Below are 18,612 nucleotides of genomic sequence, written 5' to 3'. Positions count from 1 at the left end.
AGAACTCGCCGCGCGTCCTAAGCCGGCGTGAAGAACGGCAGCGGCGCGCCATCGGTCGCCTTGAACACCACTTTCACCTTCTGGCCGATCTTCAACGTCGTCAAATCGCAATCGACGAAATTGGTCTGGAGCGACGGCCCCTCCTTCAGCGTGACGTAGCCAATCGCGTAAGGACCGGTCGGCGACTTCCGCATCAAGCTGTAAGTGTAGATCGTGCCTTCGCCCGAAGACTCCTCCCACACCGTCTTGTCGGAGTAGCAGAACGGGCAGATCGAACGCGGGAAGTAATGCGCTTCGCCGCAGGCGGTGCAACGCTTGATCATGAACTTGCCCTGCTTGGCCGCGTCCCAGAACGCGGCCGTCTCGGGGTTGGTCAGCGGGGCCGGATATTTCTTGGCTTCGCTCATCACACGCGCTCCAGAATGGCCGTCGAGGCGGCGTGGCGAACACCCAAAAGCCCGCCGGTGCCGTGGGCGATGGCGAGATCGCAATTCTTGACCTGCACCTTCGGATGCGCCTCGCCGCGCAGTTGCCGCACGGCTTCGAGGATCTTGGTCATGCCGCCGCGGTTGACGGGATGGTTGCTGCAGAGACCACCGCCATCGGTGTTGAACGGCAGCTTGCCGACGCCCGAGATCAAATTGCCGTCGGCGACGAACTTGCCGCCCTCGCCCTTCTTGCAGAAGCCGAGGTCCTCGAGCTGCATCAGGACGGTGATGGTGAAGCTGTCGTAGATCGAGGCGTATTTGATGTCCTTCGGCGTGACGCCGGCTTCCTCGAACGCGCGCGGGCCGGACCAGATGCCGGCGGAGTAAGTGAGATCGAGATCCTTGCCGCCGCGCGGGCCCTTCATCGCCTCGCCGTGTCCGATCAGTCTGACCAACGGCTTCTTCAGGCTCTTCGCGATCTCGGGTGTCGTCACGATCAGCGCGCCACCGCCGTCAGAGACGACGCAGCAATCCATGCGGTGCAAGGGATCGGAGATCATCGGCGAGTTCAGGACGTCCTCGACGGTGACGACGTCCTTGAGCATCGCATGCGGATTGTATTGCGCATGGTGCGAGGCCGCGACCTTGATCCAGGCGAGCTGCTCGCTGGTGGTGCCATAGTCGTGCATGTGGCGCATGGCACACATGCCGTAGGCATTGTGCGTGGTCGCGCCGTATGCCGTCTCGAAATCGGCCTCGGCGCCGGCCGCGCGCGGCGGCATCGCCCCGGTGCGCGGCTTGCCGGCCAGCGTGATCAGCGCGATCGAGCACTTGCCCGCGGCGATGGCTTCGGCGGCATGGCCGAGATGGATGATATAGGAGCAGCCGCCGGTCTCGGTGGAATCGACATGGCGGAGTTTCTTGGTGTTCAGCCCGAGATAATCGACCATCGGCCAGGCGCCGCCCGGGGCGTCGCCCGCGCAGAAATAGCCGTCGACATCGTCCTTGCTGAGTCCGGCATCCTCGATCGCGCCCTTGGCGACCTCGGCATGGAGCTGCGCGGTGGATTTGTCCGGCGCGTGCCGGGTCGGGTGTTCGTAGATCCCGGCAATGTAGGCCTTGCCCTTGATGGTCAAATAAGGTCTCCGCTGGCGTGTCTTCTTGCCTCTTTTTTCTGAACCGCAGTGGGATGATTGGCAAGCGCGGAAATATTCCGCCGGGCGAGAGGGCAGCGGGTTCGCGCAAATCACCGAGGTGCGGTGGGAGGGCCTCTGCTTCCGGAATCGTCATTGCAAGCGCAGCGAAGCAATCCAGGAATCTTTCCGCGGACGCATTTCTGGATTGCTTCGCTGCGCTCGCAATGACGGGGGGCGACGGGCAGAACCCTAAAGGTGTTTTGCCCGACGGCACAAGCTGTTTCGTTTTATCGGAACACCCTTTTCTGCGAAAACAACCCCATGCACAGTAGACCGATGGTTGATTTCAAACAGGAATTTGGTGGGTGGATTAGCGAACCCCCACCCAACAAATTCTACTCCGCCGCGATCTGCCTTGGTGCCGGCGGCGGGTTGGCCAAATCGGCGGCGAGCTGGGCGTAGCGGGCCTTGGCGTCCGCGACGGCCTTCTCCTTCACCGGGCCATAGCCGCGGATGCGGTCGGGCAACGACAGCAGCTCCACCGCGGTGTCGATCGTGAGCGGCGACAGCAGGCCGAGCACGGTGGCGACGTCCTTCTCGTAGCCGGCGATCAGATCGCGTTCGAGCTTGCGGTCGGCGCTGCGACCGAAGATGTCGAGCGGGGTACCGCGCAGGAATTTGAATTTTGCCAGCACGCGGAACACCGGAAGCATCCACGGGCCGAACGCGCGCTTCTTCGGGCGGCCGAGCGCGTCGACGCCGCGGCTGAGGATCGGCGGGGCCAGGTTGAAATTGAACTTGAAGTCGCCTTCGAACTGGTCGCGAAGCTGTTTTTCGAAAGCGCCATCGGAGTAGAGGCGCGCAACCTCGTATTCGTCCTTGTAGGCCAGCAGTTTTGCGTAGTTGACCGCAACGGCGCGCGTCAGCGCCTCGTCGTAGCCGCCCTGCCTGGCGGCGTCGCTGACCTGGTCCACCAGCTTGCGATAGCGTTTTGCGAGGCGGCCGTTCTGGTACGCCGTGAGATGCCTGGTGCGATGCTCGATGACCTCGTCGAGCGTCATCGCCTCCAGCGTCTTCGGCGCAACTACCTCGTCGGTGCCCTTCAGCATGTCGGCAAGTCGTGCGGGATCGGCGACCGCGAGGCGGCCGAGCCTGAAGGCCTCCTTGTTCATCTTGATCGAGACGCCGTTGACCTCGATCGCTTGCTCGATCGATTCCGCCGACAACGGCAAGAGGCCCTTCTGATAGGCGTAGCCCATCATCATCATGTTGGTGGCGATGCTGTCACCGAGGAGCTGTTCGGCCGGCTTGGTGAAGTCGAAGAACACAGAGTCCTTGTGCAGCGCGGTTTCCAGCAACCCGTTCAGCTTGCGGGTCTGGAAGTTGAAATCGCGGTTGAGAACGAAGTCGGCGGTGGGAATGACGTGGCTGTTGATGATGCCGTGGGTGCGGCTGCTGTCGCAGAGCGAGATGGTGTCCTTGGCGACCGCGACCACCTCATCGGCTGCGAGCACGACATCGGCCGTGCCGGTGACGATGCGCGAGCAGGTCACCTCGGCCGGATGATCGGACAGGCGGACATGGCTCAGCACCGCTCCACCCTTTTGCGCCAGGCCCGACATGTCGAGGATCATCGAGGCCTTGCCCTCGATATGGGCGGCCATGCCCAGCAGCGCGCCGATGGTCAGCACGCCGGTCCCGCCGACCCCGCCGACCGCGATGTTGTAGGGCTTGTCCAGGTTCGGGCGCGATGCCGGCTCGGGCAGCGCGCCAATATCGCCGACGCCGGCCGGCGCACGCTTGCGCATCTTGCCGCCGTCGACGGTGACGAAGGACGGGCAAAAGCCTTTGACGCAGGAATAATCCTTGTTGCAGGTCGACTGGTTGATGGCGCGCTTGCGGCCGAACTCGGTCTCCAGCGGCTCGACAGAAATGCAGTTCGATTGCACCGAGCAATCGCCGCAGCCTTCACACACCGCGGGATTGATGAGCACACGGCGCGCCGGATCCTCCATCGTGCCGCGCTTGCGGCGGCGGCGCTTCTCGGCAGCGCAAGTCTGCACGAACACGATCGCGGACGCGCCCTTGACCTTGCGCAGCGTCTTCTGGACCGCGTCGAGCTCGTCACGATGCGCTGTCTTGACGCCGGGCGCGATCTCGTTCGCCGGATAGGCGTCGGGATTTTCCGAGACCAGATAGATCTCGCGGATGCCTTCGCTGTGGAGCTGGAAGGTGATCTGCTGCGGCGACAATTCGCCGTCGACATGCTGGCCGCCGGTCATCGCGGTCGCGTCGTTATAGAGGATCTTGTAGGTGATGTTGGCGCCTGAGGCGATCGCCTGGCGGATCGCGAGGCTGCCGGAGTGGAAATACGTGCCGTCGCCGAGATTGGCGAACACGTGCTCTTCCTTGGTGAAGGGGGCAACGCCGACCCACGGCACACCCTCGCCGCCCATGTGGGTGAAGGTCTCGGTGGAGCGGTCCATCCACAGCGCCATAAAGTGGCAACCGATGCCGGCAAAGGCGCGACTGCCTTCGGGCACCTTGGTCGATGTGTTGTGCGGGCAGCCGGAGCAGAAATACGGGGTGCGGGCGACAGGCGCGGTCGCTTGCATTTGCGACGCCTGGCGGCCGTTGAACCAATCGGCCTTGGCGCGCAGCATCGTTGCAATTTCGGGATTGAGATCAAGTCGAAGCAGCCGCTCGGTGAGCGAGCTGGCCAGTGAGGCGACGCTGAGTTCTTCGGCAAAGGGGAGGAAGCGCTTGTCGTGATCGTCCATCTTGCCGATGATCCGAGGACGGACATCGTCGCGCCAGTTGAACAGCTCCTGCTTCACTTGATTTTCGACGATCTCGCGGCGCTCTTCGATGATGAAGATTTCCTCGAGGCCCACGGCGAACTGCCTGACGCCTTCCGGCTCCAGAGGCCAGGGCATGCCGATCTTGTACAATCGAAGTCCGATCTTGGCGGCGACCTCGGGCGTGATACCAAGCTCGCGCAGCGCCTGACGGATATCCTCGTAGCTCTTGCCGGACGCCATGATGCCATAGCGGGCATTCGGCGAGTCCATGGTGATGCGATTGACCTTGTTGGCGCGCGCAAAGGCGATCGCGGCAAAGCCCTTGTAGTCCTGCAAGCGGCGGTCCTGGGCGAAGCGGTCGTCGGGCCAGCGCAGATTGAGGCCGCCTTCGGGCATCTCGAAATCGGTCGGGATCACGAACGGCGTCATCTCGTCGGTGAGATCGATCTCGGCGGTGGTCTCCACGGTCTCCGTGATCACCTTCATGCCGACCCAGCAGCCCGAGTAGCGCGACATCGCGATACCGAGAAGACCCATCTCGATCATCTCGTGGACGCTCGAGGGGTAGAGATAGGGCATCAGCGCCGACATGAAGGCGTGGTCGGACTGATGCGGGACCGTCGAGGATTTTGCGCCGTGGTCGTCGCCGGCGAGACACAGGACGCCGCCGTTTTTGGCGGAGCCCGCGGCATTGCCGTGGCGGAAGACGTCGCCGCAGCGATCGACGCCGGGGCCCTTGCCGTACCAGATGCCGACCACGCCGTCATACTTGGCGCCGGGCGAGAGGTTGAGCTGCTGCGAGCCCCAGACCGCGGTCGCGGCCAGGTCCTCGTTCACGCCGGGCTGAAACTTGATATTGTACTGCTCGAGATGTTTTCGCGCGGCGAACAGCTGCTGGTCATAGCCGCCGAGCGGCGAGCCGCGATAGCCGGAGATGAAGCCGGCGGTGTTCAACCCCGCGGCACGGTCGCGCCGGATCTGGGCCATCGGCAGCCGGACCAGGGCCTGAATGCCGGTCGTGAAAATATGTCCGGTGTCCTGGGTGTATTTCTGATCGAGACTGATCGGACCCTGGTTGATGCCCATTATGTCCTCTTCCGCCCTTTTGAGCGCTTGGCTGCTTAAGCCGTTGCCTGCCCGTTGTTTTTAGCTAGGGCGCGCCGACCATTTCCGCCACTCTATGTCGGATATTTCACGCTCCGCATCACAATTCTGGAGCAAAGGCAGCGCCGGGTAAAAATCGCAATTTCGTGGCTGCATTGGCATCCGCGATTTTCATTTTGTGTCACCATACCCCCGCCGTCGCGCAACGAATTGACGCCTGGTCATCCGGGACGGCGTCGATGGGTCGCAGGAGAGGCTTTCGATGCGGACGATTCTGGCTGGCCTGGCTCTCGTGGCTCTGGCGTTGTGCAGTGCGGTTGCGAACGCGGCCGTCGCTGCCGAGCCGTCACCGGAGCTGATCGCCACCGGCAAGGCGCTGGTGGAGGCCGGCGACTGTGGCGGCTGCCACACCGCCGATCCGGCAAAACCGTTCGCGGGCGGAAAGCGTATCGACACGCCGTTCGGCGCGATCTACGCGCCGAACCTGACGCCGGACCGCGACACCGGCATCGGCGCCTGGACCGACGCCGACTTCACCCGCGCCGTGCGCACCGGCGTTGCGCCCGACGGCTCCAACTATTACCCGGCCTTCCCCTACCCCTATTTCACGCGGATGACGAAGGACGACACGCTGGCGATCCGGGCTTATCTCGGAACGCTCGCGGCCGTCACGAGCCGCAACAAGCCGCCGGAACTGCGCTGGCCGTTTGGCTATCGCGGCCTGATGCGGATCTGGAACATGGTGTATTTCAAGCCCGGCCTGTTCGAGCCGGACCAGAGCCAGAGCGCGGCGTGGAATCGGGGCGGTTACCTCGTCACCGGGCTCGGCCATTGCGGCGCCTGCCATACGCCGAAGAACTACTTTGGCGCGGACAAGCAGGCGCAGGCCCTCGCGGGCAACGAGGTCGGCGGCTGGTACGCGCCACGGCTCGATGGCGCCGCCCGCACCGGGCTGAAATCGTGGAGCGTCGAGGACGTCACCGAATATCTCCAGAGCGGGCGCAACGCCAGGAGCCATGCCAGCGGGCTGATGGCGGAGGTGGTCGTCAACTCGACCTCGAAGATGAGCGATGCCGACGTGCGCGCGATCGCATTTTACCTGAAGAACCTGCCGCCGGCGCGGCGTGAGACGATCGTGACGCCGCCTGACGATGCCGAGATGAAGGCCGGCCAGGCCGTCTACGCCAAACTCTGCATCGCCTGCCATGAGGCCGACGGCACAGGCGCACCGCGCATCTATCCGCCGCTGCCCGCCAACGCGCTGCTGCAATCGGTCAATCCGTCCTCGACCTTGCGCATCATCCTCGACGGCGCCCACACCGTGACGACCCCGCGCGCGCCCAATACCGGCGAGATGCCGGCCTATTCCAACCAGCTCTCCGACCAAGAGATCGCGGCGGTGACGAACTACATCCGCAATGCCTGGGGCAACGCCGCGCCGCTGGTGACGCCGGCGCAGGTGGCAAGGGCGCGGAAGCAGGAGCCGTAGCTCAAGGCTCCCGCTCCTCCTCTTCCGTGAACACGAATTTCGGCATTTCCCATTTGTAGCGCACCGCCAGCAGGCGGAAGCTGATGCCGAGGACAAACGTCAAAATGGTCCAGAGCTCGGCGTTCAGCTTGAGACCGAACGCGGTGGCATAGAACAGTCCCGTCACCACCGAGACGCTGGCGTAGAGCTCGGAGCGGAACAGCAGCGGCACGTCGTTACAGAGCACGTCGCGCAACACGCCGCCGGCGCAACCGGTCACCATGCCGGAGACGATGACGATCGGCAGCGTGGCATCCATCTGCCAGGCGATGTCGCAGCCGGTCATGGTGAAGACGACGAGGCCGATGGCGTCGAGCACGATGAAGGCCAGTTTCAGCCGATGCACCAGCCGCGCCATCAGAATGGTGAGGAAGGCGGCGCCCCCGGCCATTGCGAGGTAGATGGGGTTTTGCACCCAGGCCAGCGGATAGTGCCCCAGGAAGAGATCGCGCAAGGTGCCGCCGCCGAGCGCCGTGATGCAGCCGAGGAAGCAGACGCCGAGCCAATCCATGCTGCGGCGACCGGCAGCGAGCGCCGCGGTCATACCTTGCGCCGCGACTGCGACCAGCGACAACAGATGCAGCACGCTGTCGCTCGGCGGCAAGCTCCACATCGCTTTGTTCCCTTCCGTCAGCGGAGCTTACGCTTCAGGTTCCCCAGCGAACAGGTTCCCGATTCCCGCCGCGGGCGCAACATACGACGAAAGCAGTAAGGAGGGCGGAACAGAAGCTCGCATCTATGGGTTGTCCAGCCGCAATAATCGAGGAGAACCAATCGATGGCTGACGACCGTTTTACCAACGATCCGTACCGCCCGAATCTCGCCGATGATGAGTATCGTAATGCGGCGCGACGGGATGCCCAGCTTCAGGTCGACCCTGAGCTTGGCGAAGGCCCCGCCTCCAGCGGCAAAGTAGCCCTGTTCGCAGTGGCCATTGCCTTGGTGCTGGGTGCCGTATTCTACGGCCTGAACAACACCGGCACCAGCAACCAGGCCAGCACTACGCCGGCGACGCAGACCGCGCAGCAGGCACCGGCTACCAATCCGGCCGCACCTCCCGGCATGCGCGACGTGACGCCGCGCACCAACACCGGACCGGGCGTGACCACGGGCGCCGCGCCGAGCAAGCCGGCACCGGACACGCCGGCACCGGCTGAGGGCGCGAAGTAACGATTTGCAACAATATGCGACAGCGGCGGGATTTCAGATCCCGCCGCTTTCGTCCGTCTCTAGCTGAACATCTTGTTGAGTTCGCCCCCGGGGTAGCCGGTACCGAGCTCGGTGAACGTCCCCTTCTCCGCCATTTCCTTCGCGGCCCGCATGAAGCCGCCCCAGGCGGCGCGTGCGAGCGAACCGCCGACGCTGATCCGGCGCACGCCGAGATCGGCAGCTTCCTGCAATGACAGCCCGGAGCCGCCGATCAACAGGTTGAACGGTTTGGGTGCGACAGCGTTCACCACCGCGGCGATGTCCTCGCGGCTCTTCAGGCCCGGCGCGTAAAGGCAATCGGCGCCGGCATCGGCGTAAGCGGTGAGCCGGTCGATGACGAGCTTGAGGTCGGTCACGCCCCAAAGGTACGCCTCGCAGCGGCCGACCAAGAGCACGCCGCTATCGCCGATCGCCTTGCGCGACGCCTGGATGCGTTCGACTGCGAGCGCGCGCTCGTAGATCGGCTTGTCCTTGTCGCCGGTGGAATCCTCGATCGACAGGCCGGCAACGCCGGTGCGCACACAGCGCTCGACATTGTCCGCGACCTTGTCCGGCTCGACCGCAAAGCCGCCCTCGAAATCCGCGTTCACGGGGATGTCGACGGACGTGCTCAATACCGCCAGATGCTGACATACGTCCTCGACGGAGACGCGGTTGTCGGCCTTGCCGATGGTCCAGGCAAAGCCCGCACTCGACGATGCGAGTGCCCTGAAACCGAGATGCTGCAACGCTTTCGCGCTGCCGACGTCGACCGGATTGGGCAGGATGAAGCAGCCGCTCTCGTGCAGCTTCCTGAAGGTCGCGCGCTTGTCAGCAGTTGTCACATGCATGTTTCTCTCCCTTGTTGGCCGCGCAGAGATGGGGACGTGCCGTCGCACGCGCTAGTGCGCGTCGTGCACCGCGCGGCTGTCCTTGGGCGCCTGCTCGCGATCATTCATGCTGTAGTCGCGGATGACGCTGGCGATCCGCAAGTGATAATCGGCGAAGATTTTTGCGCGGCCCTTGGCCTGGGTGCGGCGGTGCTCCATCGTGTTGCGCCAGGCTTGCACGGCCGCCTCGTCCCGCCAGAACGACACCGACAAGATCTTGCCCTTGTCGGTCAGGCTCTCGAAACGCTCGACCGAGATGAAGCCGTCGATGGTTTGCAGGATCGGCTTGAGGTCGGCCGCGAGGTCGAAATAATCCTGGCGGTGTTCCGGCTTCGGCCAGACCTCGAAGATCACGGCGATCATGGGCATCTCTCCTGTCGTTGATGGCCTACGATACCACTTACAAAACCACTTGGCGTAGAAACGTGCGCTCTTCCGCGAGGATGAATTTGTGCTCCTCGGCGAAGTGGAAGTTCGCCATGCCGTCCGTATCCTGACGCAGCCGGGCGCGATAGGCCTCATACGCAGCCAGACTCTCGAAGGTGATCAGCGCAAACGCGATATTGTTGGTGCCCTCGTGCGGCATGAAATAGCCGATCAGATCGCCGCCGCATTTCGGGATGATGGTGAGCCAGCGCTTTGAATACTCCTCGAACTGCGCGCGCTTGAAGGGATCGAGCTGGTAGCGGATGAAGACAGTGATGGGCATGATGGGCTCCTGATTTATCGTTGCGAAACGCGTGAGCGACACCGCCGCCGCTAAAGCACTGGATTGCTTCGCTTCGCTCGCAATGACGTGTTTACGGGAGACACGGTACGCGCTTGCCCCACCGCGATGCTTCGGCTACCATCGAAGCATGAAATCAGGTCCTGACATCGCCATGATCGCCTCGCTCGTCGGCGATCCCGCACGCGCCAACATGCTGACGGCGCTGATGAACGGCCGCGCGCTCACCGCGAGCGAGCTGGCGCAGGAGGCCGGCATCACACCGCAGACCGCGAGCTCGCATCTTTCCAAGCTCGAGGCCGGTGGCCTGATCGAGCCGGAGAAGCAGGGCCGCCACCGCTACTACCGCCTCACCGACGACGATGTCGCCGGGGTGCTGGAGGGCCTTGCAGGCCTCGCCGCGCGGACCGGCCATATGCGCGTGCGCACCGGGCCGAAGGATCCGGCGCTGCGGCGTGCCCGGATCTGCTACGACCATCTCGCCGGCGACCTCGGCGTGCAGATGCTAGACACCCTGCGCGCGCAAAACCTCGTCAGGCAGAAGAAGCAGGAGATCGAGCTGACGACCGAGGGCGAGCGCTTCCTGGCCAAGCATTTGCAGATCTCGCCCGACATGCTCACTCATCCGCGCCGGCCGGTGTGCAAGGCCTGCCTCGACTGGAGCGAGCGGCGCCACCATCTCGCCGGCACGCTGGGCGCTGCCATGATGCAGCGTTTTGCCGAGCTGAAATGGGCCGCCCGCGACGCCACGCCCGGCAGCCGCGTGGTGAATTTTACGCGCACCGGCGAGAAGCAGTTTGCGGCGTTGTTCGGGACTGCGAAGGACTGAACACAAGCGCGTGTAACCGTCTCTCGTCGTCATGGCCGGGCTTGACCCGGCCATCCACGTCTTTAGTGCAGTTTGCGCGGGCACCACGTGGATGCCCGGGACAAACCCGGGCATGACGGAGAATGTGTCTCCTCGCGCCAACATGACTCAGAGCCTTCAATGATCCGCCTCCTCCCGGCCGTGCTTTGCACGGCTCTTCTCGCCGCACCTCTCGCATCTCGCGCCACCGACACCGCCCCGCGCGAGCCTTACGGCATCGCGCTCGAAGGCTTTGCCTATCCCTATCCCGTGCACCTGCTGCCTGTTGTCAATGACGGCGAGCAGCTCAGTATGGCCTATATGGACGTGCCGCCTGCGCAGCCGAACGGCCGCACCGTGGTGCTGCTGCACGGGCGCAATTTTCCGTCGAGCTACTGGGCGCCTGTCATCAAGATGCTGAGCGAGGCCGGCTTCCGCGTCGTGGTGCCGGACCAGATCGGCTTCGGCAAATCCTCCAAGCCGACGGGCGAGCTGCATTTCGACAATCTGGCGCGCAACACCATCGCGCTGCTCGATCACCTCAAGATCGACAAGGCCGAGATCGTCGCCCATTCGCTCGGCGGCATGCTGGGCGTCCGCATCGCCCGCGCCTATCCCGACCGCGTCGCTCACCTTGTTCTGACGGCCCCGATCGGGCTGGAAGACTACCGCCTCTATGTGCCGCCGACGCCGACCGAGAAGATCATCGAGACCGAGGACAAGCTCACGGCCGATGGCTATCGCAAGCAGCTCCAGACCAACTATGCGATCAAGCTGCCGGCGGAGGCGATCACGCCGTTCATCGACGCCCGCTTCAACATCAAGGGCAGCCCTGATTATTCGCGCTGGCTGCGCGCCTTCGTCAGTTCCGGCCAGATGATCTATCGCGAGCCGGTGGCGCACGAGATCGCACTGATCACCGAGCCGACGCTGTTCATCATGGGCGCCGACGACCACAACGCGCCGGGCCGACTGAGCGCGCCGGAAGCGCTGCGCGCCAAAATGGGAGAGAACGCCGAGCTCGCGAAGGCGCTCGCCGCGAAGATGCCGAACGCGCGGGCCGAGGTGATCCCGGACACCGGCCATCTCGTCTTCCTGGAGGCGCCTGAGAAGTACAAGGAGCTGGTGCTGGGCTTTCTCGGCCGCTAGCGACATTGCTGTCGTCCGGAGCCGCGTGCGGGGAATGTTCATGCCGCATTCAGGTCATGATTGGCAGATTTGGCTGGCGTCGTGTCGGCATGTTGCGATTTTAACGTGTCGAATCGTGTCTTTTGATTCATGGTGCGCCGAAAGCGCCAAGCCCTCCTAGAACCCGCCCCCAAAGCCTACCCCCCAAGGACGAGAAGGAAGATCAAATGAAATACCTGTTCGCCGCCGTGATGCTCGCCAGCGCGGTCGTTGGTTTCAGCGAGGCGGCCAGCGCCGCCGGCGGTTGCGGTCCCGGCTGGTATCGCGGCGCCTATGGCGGCTGCCGCCCGATGCGTGGTCCGGTCGTTGTCCGTCCGGGTCCGATCGTGGTTGCGCCGGCCCCTGTCGTGGTCGTGCCGCGCGCGCGCGTGTGCCCCTATGGCTTCCGCTGGTACGCCGGCCGCTGCCGCCCGTTCTGATCTCGTTTTTCGCATAGCGAAATGGCCGCGCGGCGAAAGCCTGCGCGGTCATTTTCTTTTTGAGCGCCGTCGCACCGGGATGTTTCGAATCAGAACGGGGACCGTGATCGCGGTCCCCGTTCAAGCCTCGCTTAGCGCGACGCTTACCAATGGCGGCGGTGCCAGCGCCGGCGATGCCAGCCCCAGTGACGGCGGCGCCAACCCCAATGACGGTGATGGCCGTGCCAGTGCACCTGCTCCGGCTTCAACTGCGCGGCTTCATCGCTGCTCGTGACTGCGGGATGAGCGTCGGGATTGCCTTGCGGCTTGCTGGGATCACCGAGCGGCTGCGGCGCCAGCGGCACGGCCTGTGCGGCGGTCGTGAACGCGGCAGCTCCGGCCGCGACACCGATTGCAAATTTCAAAAAGTTCCGGCGCTCCATGATTTCTTTCCTCTTGGACGGTCGTGCCAGTGATGCAGAGGAAGTGTCGCGGTGACGACATGAACCGAAGCTGAATCGCGCGTTCAGCTTCGTTGCGCAGGTGACAGGAGAATTCGCAGCGCAGTAAGCCCGGTGCTCTATTTCCCGAACTCCTGCGCCAGCACCAGCAACTCGCGCGTGCGCGTCACGTCGGGCCAATCGCGCTTGAAATCCGCCACCAGCTGCGTCAGCGCATCGCCCTTCAGCATGGCGTGCAGCGCAGCCTCGCTCTCGAACTGATACATCGCCTGATGCAGTGACGGATCGTCGAGGCTCCAGAACCGCCAGGCCTTAGCCGCACCGAACGCCTTCGTCGCGTCGGGCAGATGTTCCGTCTCGTACCACCTGTCGAAGGCGGCGCGCCTGCCGGCATCGGTGATGATGGCGCGGACGACGAAGAAGGCTGACGGCATCTGATTTTCCTCCTGTTGTTTGGGGTGAGACTAGCCGGTCACGTCGCGGACAACAAAAAAGAGTGGCACCGGTGTCGGAATGTGCGCCCTTCGCTCGTCCTTTGCTTCGACCAGGACACGGAGACAGCAAATGGCCGACCTCACCCTGACCACTTTCAATTGGGTTCCCGAACCACCGCGAGGCTGGGTGCGCGATCTTCGCGTGCGCTGGGCCCTGGAAGAAGCCGCCTTGCCCTATCGCGTCGCCAGCGTGCCGTTCGACGACCGCGGCGCTGCGCATCTCGCGCACCAGCCGTTCGGCCAGGTGCCATGGCTGACCGACGGCGACATCTCCATCTTCGAGACCGGCGCGATTCTGTTGCATCTTGGCGACCGCAGCGAGAAGCTGATGCCCAAAGACCCGCGCGGCCGCGCCGAGACGACGAAATGGGTATTCGCGGCGCTCAATTCGGTGGAGATGGCCAGCCTGCCTTGGGGAATGTCGAAGTTCATGGGACATCCGACCGACACGGCGGCCTGGAAGTTCGTGGACGACTTCCTCAAGCTTCGGCTCAAGCATCTCGAGCCGGTGCTGGCGGCGCGCGAGTGGCTCACGGGCTCCTTCTCCGTCGCCGACATCCTGATGGCCGACGTGCTGCGCCTCGTCGATCATTTTGACGGGCTCACGGAGCATCCGGCCTGCCGCGCCTACGTCGCGCGCGCCACCGCCCGCCCGGCCTTCGCCAAGGCCCACGCCGACCAGATGGCGCATTTCGCGGCGGCGGACGCGGCCCGCTCGTAGCTCGTAGGGCGGATTAGCGAAGCGTAATCCGCCACTTCCCTATCCGATGAGGCAGACCTTGGTGGATTACGCTGTCGCTAATCCACCCTACGCACCGAACGTGATGCTCCGCACATAACTAACCCGACGGTGGCCCTAGGCTCACAGCCATCAAATCAACCCCTGCGGAAGGTGACACATGGCCCGCATCGCATATCTCAGAGACCAGCTTGCCCGCGCTGAACGACTGGCAAAGGCGATCCTCGACCGCCAAACCGCGGAACAGCTTCAGGCATTTGCGGCCGAATGCCGCGAGGAACTGCAGGTGCTGTCGCGCAGGGCTGCGGCGTAAGGCTGCTCGGTTACACCAGCTTCATCGGCGTGTCGGCGACCACGCGAAGGTCGATGCGGCTGATCAGTTGAGACCGAAGCGCCTCCGCGTCACCAATCGCGCTCTCTGTCTGCCGCAGCGTGCTGACGTTCGATCCGAGCGAGACGATGCCGCCGAGCACCAGAGCGATCGATCCGAGCGCGGCGGTCTGACCCATCCCGAGCAAGCCGAGGATCGTGATCAGCAATAGCGCAGCACCGCCACCGATCGCGAGCTTGGATGCCAGGATGTACTTCCGACATCGCTCGGCAATCTCGGCCAAAGCCTCGATCCGCGCTTCGATGTCTGAGATCTCGTCGGTCGGATCGTCTTCGGTCATTCGATTTGGATCGAGGATGCCAAGTCAGAAACAGAATCTGTAGCCCGCATGAGCGAAGCGACATGCGGGAGTTGGATGGAAAACCCGGATGTCGCTACGCTCATCCGGGCTACAAGTCCGCTTACAACGGCAAATTGTCGTGCTTCTTCGCCGGCGTTTCCACTTTCTTGTCCTTCAGCATCGACAGCGCCCGCGCGATCCGCTTTCGGGTCGAGTGCGGCATGATGACGTCGTCGATGTAGCCGCGCTCGGCGGCGATGAAGGGGGAGAGGAAGCGGTCTTCGTATTCCTTGGTGCGCGCGGCGATCTTGTCGGGGTCGCCGATGTCGGCGCGGAAGATGATCTCGACCGCGCCCTTGGCGCCCATCACCGCGATCTGGGCGGTCGGCCAGGCATAGTTCATGTCGGCGCCGATCTCCTTGGAGGCCATGACGTCGAAGGCGCCGCCATAGGCCTTGCGGGTGATGATGGTAACCAGCGGCACGGTGCACTGCGAGTACGCAAACAGCAGCTTGGCTCCGTGCTTGATCAGGCCGCCATATTCCTGCGCGGTGCCGGGCAGGAAGCCCGGCACGTCGACGAAGGTGACGATCGGGATGTTGAAGGCATCGCAAAAACGAACGAAGCGCGCGGCCTTGCGTGAGGCGTCAGAGTCGAGCACGCCGGCCAGCACCATCGGCTGGTTGGCGACGAAGCCCACCGTGCGGCCCGCGATGCGGCCGAAGCCGGTGACGATGTTCTTGGCAAAAGCGTCCGCGATCTCGAAGAAATCGCCCTCGTCCACGACCTTGAGGATCAGCTCCTTCATGTCGTATGGCTTGTTCGGATTGTCGGGGATAAGCGTGTCCAGCGACATGTCGACGCGGCCGATGTCGTCGAAGCTCGGCCATTCCGGCACGCCGTCGGTGTTGTTGGACGGCAGGAAGTCGATCAGGCGCCGCATCTGCAACAGCGTCTCGACGTCGTTCTCGAAGGCGCCGTCGGCGATCGAGGAGCGCGTGGCGTGCACGGAAGCGCCGCCGAGCTCTTCCGCCGTGACGACCTCGTTGGTGACGGTCTTCACCACGTCGGGGCCGGTGACGAACATGTAGCTGGTGTTCTTCACCATGAAGATGAAGTCGGTCATCGCGGGCGAATAGACGTCGCCGCCGGCGCAGGGGCCCATGATGACGGAGATCTGCGGGATCACGCCCGAGGCGAGCACGTTGCGGCGGAACACGTAGGAATAGCCGGCGAGCGCAGCGACGCCCTCCTGGATGCGGGCGCCGCCCGCGTCATAGAGGCCGATGATGGGCGCACGCGCCTTCATCGCCATGTCCTGGAGCTTTGTGATCTTCAGCGCGTGCGTTTCCGAGAGCGAGCCGCCGAACACCGTAAAGTCCTTGGCGAAGACAAACGTCTTGCGGCCGTTGACGGTGCCCCAGCCGGTGACGACGCCGTCGCCGGGCACCTTGTTCTTCTCCATGCCGAACTCGGTGGAGCGGTGCTCGACGAACATGTCGAATTCCTCGAACGATCCCTTGTCGAGCAAGAGCTCAATGCGCTCACGCGCGGTCAGCTTGCCGCGGGCGTGCTGCGCCTCGATGCGCTTCTCCCCGCCGCCGAGCTTTGCGCCGGCGCGACGGTCTTCAAGGGCGTCCAGGATATTCTTCATTTGCTCCCGCCAGTTCTTAGCCTAAATGCGATTGCCGGGGTTCTAACACGGCATTTTGCAGGCCGGGAAGCAGCTTTCGGCCCCGCAGGGCTGCCTTGCCGCAGCGGGAAAGCGCAAGGAATTTCAAAGTTTTGCCTGGGAGACGAGCATGACCGAAGGAACGGCCGAGACCGGCGCTGCGACCGGCGGCGTCAACATCCTGCTGCGGCTGGAGGGCCTGACCCTGTTTGTGGGGATGGTGATGCTCTACTGGGCCTGGGACGGCTCATGGCTGGTGTTCGCCCTGCTGTTCTTCGTCCCCGATCTCAGCTTCCTGGCATACCTGTCGGACGCAAAACTCGGCGCGATGGTCTACAACGCCGCCCACAGCTACATGGCGCCGGTCGCGCTGCTGACGCTCGGCTTCGGCCTCGCCTCGCCGCTCACCCTGTCCATCGCCTTGATCTGGCTCGCCCATATCGGCATCGACCGGGCGCTGGGCTATGGCCTGAAATATTCGGCCGGCTTCGGCTTCACCCATCTCGGCCGGATCGGCCGGCAGAAAGATACCTGACACACGCGCTGCCCGTAAATTTGGCGGCCCGCTCCGGTTGACCGGACCTGCCGATTCAGGCTTGCTCACGTTTACGATCAGGCGCCGAATGTTGCGTGAGCTCAGTCGGTACGGCGGCGGTCATCATTTCCGGCTGCAAGCATCACCCCATGTCCGCGACGGTCGTTCCCCTGCCGCCGAACTCGTCGTCCGAAACCACTGACTTCCTGCGGCGCATGGCCAGCATGGTGTCGGGGCGGAACGGCGAGATGCTGCTGCGCGCCGCCGCGCTGATCGAGTCGTTGGCGCAACGGGCGATGTCGGCGGAACGCCTCTATCACCGGGAGCACGAAGAGAACACGCGCAACAGCGAGTTGCGGGAGGCCGGTGAGATGGCGTCCGACGCCATGGTCAAGCAAATTGACGCGCTGCGCAGCCAGCTTGCCGAGGTCACCGCGGCCGCGGCGGCCGAGCGCGCGGCATTCGATGCCGAGCGCGGCAAGCTGCTCGGCCTGATGCAGCACGCCGAGAGCCATATCGGCCAGCTCACAAGCGAGCTGGAAACGCTGCACGCCTCGGTCGACAGCTTCAACGAGACCGCAATCTCCGTGCCGATCGAGGTGCTGCGGCTGGCGCGCACCCAATTCGATTTCCTCTCCGCCGGCTTTGCCCGCAAGGGCGACGTCATCTCGCAGGCGATGAGCGAGATTGGCGGTTTTGCGATCGACCAGGCGCTGACGGTGAAGAAGGCCGGTCCCACCTGAGGCCCGCGCAATCACATTCACGATTGGGCGTCATGCCCGGGCTTGTCCCGGGCATCCACGTGCTTGAAGCGGATGAGAAAGGTCGTGGATGGCCGGGACAAGCCCGACCATGACGCGGGAGCGATCCGCGCGCATCAAATTGCCGTCGCGCTAGACGCTTGCGTCGAGCTCGATCCGCATGTCGGCGGTAATCCAACGACTGCCGCCGAGTCGCGCAAGGCCGTGGAGGGATTTTTGCAAGCGCTGTTCAAGCTGGGGTAGCGCTGGGAAGCAGTTGGCCTTGAGAGCCGGCGTCGGCGCGACATACTCCGTCATTGCGAGCGTAGCGAAGCAATCCAGAATCTCGCCGCCGAGGCAGTCTGGATTGCTTCGTCGCTTCGCTCCTCGCAATGACGGAGGCTACGGCTCGCCCGGCTTGAACGGCTCCTGCTTGTCCGGCGGCACGGTCTCCTCCGCCATTGCCAGCAGCATCGCGACCATCACGTAATTGCCGGCGACTGCGGTGAGGTCGACAATCTGCTGGTCGTTGAAGACCTTCTTCGCGCGCGCATAGGTTTCGTCGCCGACCTTCCTGGTCGTGGTGAGCTCGGTGACGAAGTCGTACACGACGGCCTCGTCCACGGCCATGTTCGCAGGCCGCTTATTGGCCTTGAGCTGCGCGATGATGTCGGGCGACAACCCCGCCTTCGCCGCGAGCGGCGCATGGGCGTACCACTCCACCTGGGAGCGCCATTGCCGCCCGATGATCAGGATCGCGAACTCGTTGAGCTTGGTCGGGACCGAGGTCTCCCAGCGCAGATAGTGGAATAGGTCGAACAGGCGCTGCCCGAGCACCGGGCTGCGGATCATCGGATTGTAGGGACCGCCGATGCCGACGCTCGAGACCTTCATGATCTGCTCGCCGAGCGGTTTCTGCTTGGCGTCGAGCTGGTCCATGGTGAGCTGCGGAAAGCGCGGCTCCTTGCTGGTGGCGGGGCCGGCAAACATCGTGGCGGCGAGCCAGCCGCCTGCGGCGGCGAGCGTCAACGACGACAGCCAGAGTGGCGTTGAGTTCATGTTGTC

At 64.0% G+C, this 18,612-nt stretch carries 21 protein-coding genes and 1 pseudogene; 10 read left to right on the top strand and 12 right to left on the bottom strand.

The genetic code is table 11. The features are described from left to right. Positions 1-17: 17 nt before the first annotated feature. The 3 genes from AC0L3J_RS20605 to AC0L3J_RS20595 all read right to left on the bottom strand — a co-directional run bounded on the left by AC0L3J_RS20605 (position 18) and on the right by AC0L3J_RS20595 (position 5,451). Positions 18-407, bottom strand: a complete 390-nt coding sequence (locus tag AC0L3J_RS20605; protein ID WP_473348204.1) for a Zn-ribbon domain-containing OB-fold protein — start codon at positions 405-407, stop codon at positions 18-20. Beyond that, the gene (locus tag AC0L3J_RS20600; RefSeq protein ID WP_473348203.1) at positions 407-1,564 is read right to left on the bottom strand and encodes a thiolase domain-containing protein; all 1,158 of its coding nucleotides are present in this window, start codon (positions 1,562-1,564) and stop codon (positions 407-409) included. The genes AC0L3J_RS20605 and AC0L3J_RS20600 overlap by 1 nt, the downstream gene beginning before the upstream one ends. A gap of 395 nt (positions 1,565-1,959) precedes the next feature. Continuing rightward, positions 1,960-5,451 carry an indolepyruvate ferredoxin oxidoreductase family protein gene (locus AC0L3J_RS20595; RefSeq protein WP_473348202.1) on the bottom strand — a complete coding sequence of 1,164 codons (3,492 nt, stop codon included), beginning with the start codon at positions 5,449-5,451 and terminating at the stop codon, positions 1,960-1,962. A 280-nt stretch (positions 5,452-5,731) separates the two neighbouring features. On the opposite strand from AC0L3J_RS20595, the gene AC0L3J_RS20590 reads away from it, so the two are divergent. Beyond that, complete coding sequence (locus AC0L3J_RS20590) at positions 5,732-6,958, top strand: c-type cytochrome (protein WP_473348201.1); 1,227 nt, start codon at positions 5,732-5,734, stop codon at positions 6,956-6,958. Position 6,959: 1 nt separating this feature from the next. Here the strand turns inward: AC0L3J_RS20590 and AC0L3J_RS20585 are convergent, their stop codons facing one another. Beyond that, complete coding sequence (locus AC0L3J_RS20585; RefSeq protein WP_473348200.1) at positions 6,960-7,610, bottom strand: trimeric intracellular cation channel family protein; 651 nt, start codon at positions 7,608-7,610, stop codon at positions 6,960-6,962. Positions 7,611-7,774: 164 nt separating this feature from the next. Between AC0L3J_RS20585 and AC0L3J_RS20580 the strand changes: the two genes are divergently transcribed. Further along, a complete protein-coding gene (locus AC0L3J_RS20580; RefSeq protein ID WP_473348199.1) occupies positions 7,775-8,167 on the top strand; it encodes a hypothetical protein in 393 nt (130 codons plus the stop codon). Between the two features lie 59 nt (positions 8,168-8,226). Here AC0L3J_RS20580 and AC0L3J_RS20575 read toward each other — a convergent pair whose 3' ends face one another. From AC0L3J_RS20575 to AC0L3J_RS20565, 3 genes are read right to left on the bottom strand one after another with little or no spacing between them, the layout of a single operon-like run. Further along, positions 8,227-9,036 carry an isocitrate lyase/PEP mutase family protein gene (locus AC0L3J_RS20575; protein ID WP_473348198.1) on the bottom strand — a complete coding sequence of 270 codons (810 nt, stop codon included), beginning with the start codon at positions 9,034-9,036 and terminating at the stop codon, positions 8,227-8,229. 51 nt (positions 9,037-9,087) lie between these two features. Then, on the bottom strand, positions 9,088-9,438 hold the full coding sequence (locus AC0L3J_RS20570; protein ID WP_007603077.1) for an antibiotic biosynthesis monooxygenase family protein: 351 nt from the start codon (positions 9,436-9,438) through the stop codon (positions 9,088-9,090). Between the two features lie 37 nt (positions 9,439-9,475). Then, positions 9,476-9,784 carry an NIPSNAP family protein gene (locus AC0L3J_RS20565; protein WP_473348197.1) on the bottom strand — a complete coding sequence of 103 codons (309 nt, stop codon included), beginning with the start codon at positions 9,782-9,784 and terminating at the stop codon, positions 9,476-9,478. Between the two features lie 148 nt (positions 9,785-9,932). Here AC0L3J_RS20565 and AC0L3J_RS20560 point away from each other — a divergent pair, with 148 nt between their 5' ends. The 3 genes from AC0L3J_RS20560 to AC0L3J_RS20550 all read left to right on the top strand — a co-directional run bounded on the left by AC0L3J_RS20560 (position 9,933) and on the right by AC0L3J_RS20550 (position 12,256). After that, positions 9,933-10,631, top strand: a complete 699-nt coding sequence (locus AC0L3J_RS20560; protein WP_473348196.1) for an ArsR/SmtB family transcription factor — start codon at positions 9,933-9,935, stop codon at positions 10,629-10,631. A 159-nt stretch (positions 10,632-10,790) separates the two neighbouring features. Next, positions 10,791-11,798: an alpha/beta fold hydrolase gene (locus AC0L3J_RS20555; protein WP_473348195.1), complete on the top strand. Its 1,008-nt coding sequence runs from the start codon at positions 10,791-10,793 to the stop codon at positions 11,796-11,798. A 206-nt stretch (positions 11,799-12,004) separates the two neighbouring features. Then, positions 12,005-12,256 carry a GCG_CRPN prefix-to-repeats domain-containing protein gene (locus AC0L3J_RS20550; RefSeq protein WP_007603074.1) on the top strand — a complete coding sequence of 84 codons (252 nt, stop codon included), beginning with the start codon at positions 12,005-12,007 and terminating at the stop codon, positions 12,254-12,256. 143 nt (positions 12,257-12,399) lie between these two features. On the opposite strand, the gene AC0L3J_RS20545 is transcribed toward AC0L3J_RS20550, so the two are convergent. Both AC0L3J_RS20545 and AC0L3J_RS20540 read right to left on the bottom strand, forming a co-directional pair. Further along, positions 12,400-12,678, bottom strand: coding sequence for a twin-arginine translocation signal domain-containing protein (locus tag AC0L3J_RS20545; protein WP_473348194.1), 279 nt, complete (start codon positions 12,676-12,678; stop codon positions 12,400-12,402). Between the two features lie 137 nt (positions 12,679-12,815). Then, positions 12,816-13,130, bottom strand: coding sequence for a hypothetical protein (locus AC0L3J_RS20540; protein WP_473348193.1), 315 nt, complete (start codon positions 13,128-13,130; stop codon positions 12,816-12,818). Positions 13,131-13,260: 130 nt separating this feature from the next. Between AC0L3J_RS20540 and AC0L3J_RS20535 the strand changes: the two genes are divergently transcribed. Further along, positions 13,261-13,911, top strand: coding sequence for a glutathione S-transferase family protein (locus tag AC0L3J_RS20535; RefSeq protein WP_473287542.1), 651 nt, complete (start codon positions 13,261-13,263; stop codon positions 13,909-13,911). Between the two features lie 178 nt (positions 13,912-14,089). Continuing rightward, positions 14,090-14,242 (top strand): hypothetical protein, encoded by a 153-nt coding sequence (locus AC0L3J_RS20530; RefSeq protein WP_018456483.1) that lies wholly within the window; start codon positions 14,090-14,092, stop codon positions 14,240-14,242. A gap of 10 nt (positions 14,243-14,252) precedes the next feature. On the opposite strand, the gene AC0L3J_RS20525 is transcribed toward AC0L3J_RS20530, so the two are convergent. Beyond that, positions 14,253-14,600 (bottom strand): hypothetical protein, encoded by a 348-nt coding sequence (locus tag AC0L3J_RS20525; RefSeq protein WP_106944298.1) that lies wholly within the window; start codon positions 14,598-14,600, stop codon positions 14,253-14,255. Between the two features lie 121 nt (positions 14,601-14,721). Continuing rightward, positions 14,722-16,254, bottom strand: coding sequence for an acyl-CoA carboxylase subunit beta (locus AC0L3J_RS20520; protein WP_007603066.1), 1,533 nt, complete (start codon positions 16,252-16,254; stop codon positions 14,722-14,724). A gap of 148 nt (positions 16,255-16,402) precedes the next feature. Between AC0L3J_RS20520 and AC0L3J_RS20515 the strand changes: the two genes are divergently transcribed. The 3 genes and pseudogenes from AC0L3J_RS20515 to AC0L3J_RS20505 form a co-directional block, all read left to right on the top strand. Beyond that, positions 16,403-16,807, top strand: a complete 405-nt coding sequence (locus AC0L3J_RS20515) for a DUF4260 domain-containing protein (protein ID WP_473348192.1) — start codon at positions 16,403-16,405, stop codon at positions 16,805-16,807. Between the two features lie 149 nt (positions 16,808-16,956). Beyond that, entirely contained in the window at positions 16,957-17,550 is a 594-nt protein-coding gene (locus AC0L3J_RS20510) for a hypothetical protein (RefSeq protein WP_473348191.1), read from the top strand. Positions 17,551-17,703: 153 nt separating this feature from the next. Continuing rightward, a pseudogene (locus tag AC0L3J_RS20505) lies at positions 17,704-17,811 on the top strand (dienelactone hydrolase family protein); the annotation flags it as partial. A 138-nt stretch (positions 17,812-17,949) separates the two neighbouring features. Here the strand turns inward: AC0L3J_RS20505 and AC0L3J_RS20500 are convergent. Further along, entirely contained in the window at positions 17,950-18,606 is a 657-nt protein-coding gene (locus AC0L3J_RS20500) for a carboxymuconolactone decarboxylase family protein (RefSeq protein ID WP_473348190.1), read from the bottom strand. Positions 18,607-18,612 lie beyond the last annotated feature (6 nt).

The sequence above is a fragment of the Bradyrhizobium sp. Kon37 genome, assembly GCF_055807535.1.
This window is presented reverse-complemented; position numbering and strand designations above follow the sequence as displayed.

Excerpts from the sequence above, each read along its gene's own strand:
- AC0L3J_RS20545 (WP_473348194.1), bottom strand. The coding sequence starts at position 12,678 with ATGGAGCGCCGGAACTTTTTGAAATTTGCAATCGGTGTCGCGGCCGGA.
- AC0L3J_RS20605 (WP_473348204.1), bottom strand. The coding sequence starts at position 407 with ATGAGCGAAGCCAAGAAATATCCGGCCCCGCTGACCAACCCCGAGACG.
- AC0L3J_RS20530 (WP_018456483.1), top strand. The coding sequence starts at position 14,090 with ATGGCCCGCATCGCATATCTCAGAGACCAGCTTGCCCGCGCTGAACGA.
- AC0L3J_RS20570 (WP_007603077.1), bottom strand. The coding sequence starts at position 9,438 with ATGATCGCCGTGATCTTCGAGGTCTGGCCGAAGCCGGAACACCGCCAG.
- AC0L3J_RS20580 (WP_473348199.1), top strand. The coding sequence starts at position 7,775 with ATGGCTGACGACCGTTTTACCAACGATCCGTACCGCCCGAATCTCGCC.
- AC0L3J_RS20550 (WP_007603074.1), top strand. The coding sequence starts at position 12,005 with ATGAAATACCTGTTCGCCGCCGTGATGCTCGCCAGCGCGGTCGTTGGT.
- AC0L3J_RS20560 (WP_473348196.1), top strand. The coding sequence starts at position 9,933 with ATGAAATCAGGTCCTGACATCGCCATGATCGCCTCGCTCGTCGGCGAT.
- AC0L3J_RS20575 (WP_473348198.1), bottom strand. The coding sequence starts at position 9,036 with ATGCATGTGACAACTGCTGACAAGCGCGCGACCTTCAGGAAGCTGCAC.
- AC0L3J_RS20535 (WP_473287542.1), top strand. The coding sequence starts at position 13,261 with ATGGCCGACCTCACCCTGACCACTTTCAATTGGGTTCCCGAACCACCG.
- AC0L3J_RS20555 (WP_473348195.1), top strand. The coding sequence starts at position 10,791 with ATGATCCGCCTCCTCCCGGCCGTGCTTTGCACGGCTCTTCTCGCCGCA.
- AC0L3J_RS20520 (WP_007603066.1), bottom strand. The coding sequence starts at position 16,254 with ATGAAGAATATCCTGGACGCCCTTGAAGACCGTCGCGCCGGCGCAAAG.
- AC0L3J_RS20540 (WP_473348193.1), bottom strand. The coding sequence starts at position 13,130 with ATGCCGTCAGCCTTCTTCGTCGTCCGCGCCATCATCACCGATGCCGGC.
- AC0L3J_RS20525 (WP_106944298.1), bottom strand. The coding sequence starts at position 14,600 with ATGACCGAAGACGATCCGACCGACGAGATCTCAGACATCGAAGCGCGG.
- AC0L3J_RS20565 (WP_473348197.1), bottom strand. The coding sequence starts at position 9,784 with ATGCCCATCACTGTCTTCATCCGCTACCAGCTCGATCCCTTCAAGCGC.
- AC0L3J_RS20515 (WP_473348192.1), top strand. The coding sequence starts at position 16,403 with ATGACCGAAGGAACGGCCGAGACCGGCGCTGCGACCGGCGGCGTCAAC.
- AC0L3J_RS20595 (WP_473348202.1), bottom strand. The coding sequence starts at position 5,451 with ATGGGCATCAACCAGGGTCCGATCAGTCTCGATCAGAAATACACCCAG.
- AC0L3J_RS20585 (WP_473348200.1), bottom strand. The coding sequence starts at position 7,610 with ATGTGGAGCTTGCCGCCGAGCGACAGCGTGCTGCATCTGTTGTCGCTG.
- AC0L3J_RS20510 (WP_473348191.1), top strand. The coding sequence starts at position 16,957 with ATGTCCGCGACGGTCGTTCCCCTGCCGCCGAACTCGTCGTCCGAAACC.
- AC0L3J_RS20500 (WP_473348190.1), bottom strand. The coding sequence starts at position 18,606 with ATGAACTCAACGCCACTCTGGCTGTCGTCGTTGACGCTCGCCGCCGCA.
- AC0L3J_RS20590 (WP_473348201.1), top strand. The coding sequence starts at position 5,732 with ATGCGGACGATTCTGGCTGGCCTGGCTCTCGTGGCTCTGGCGTTGTGC.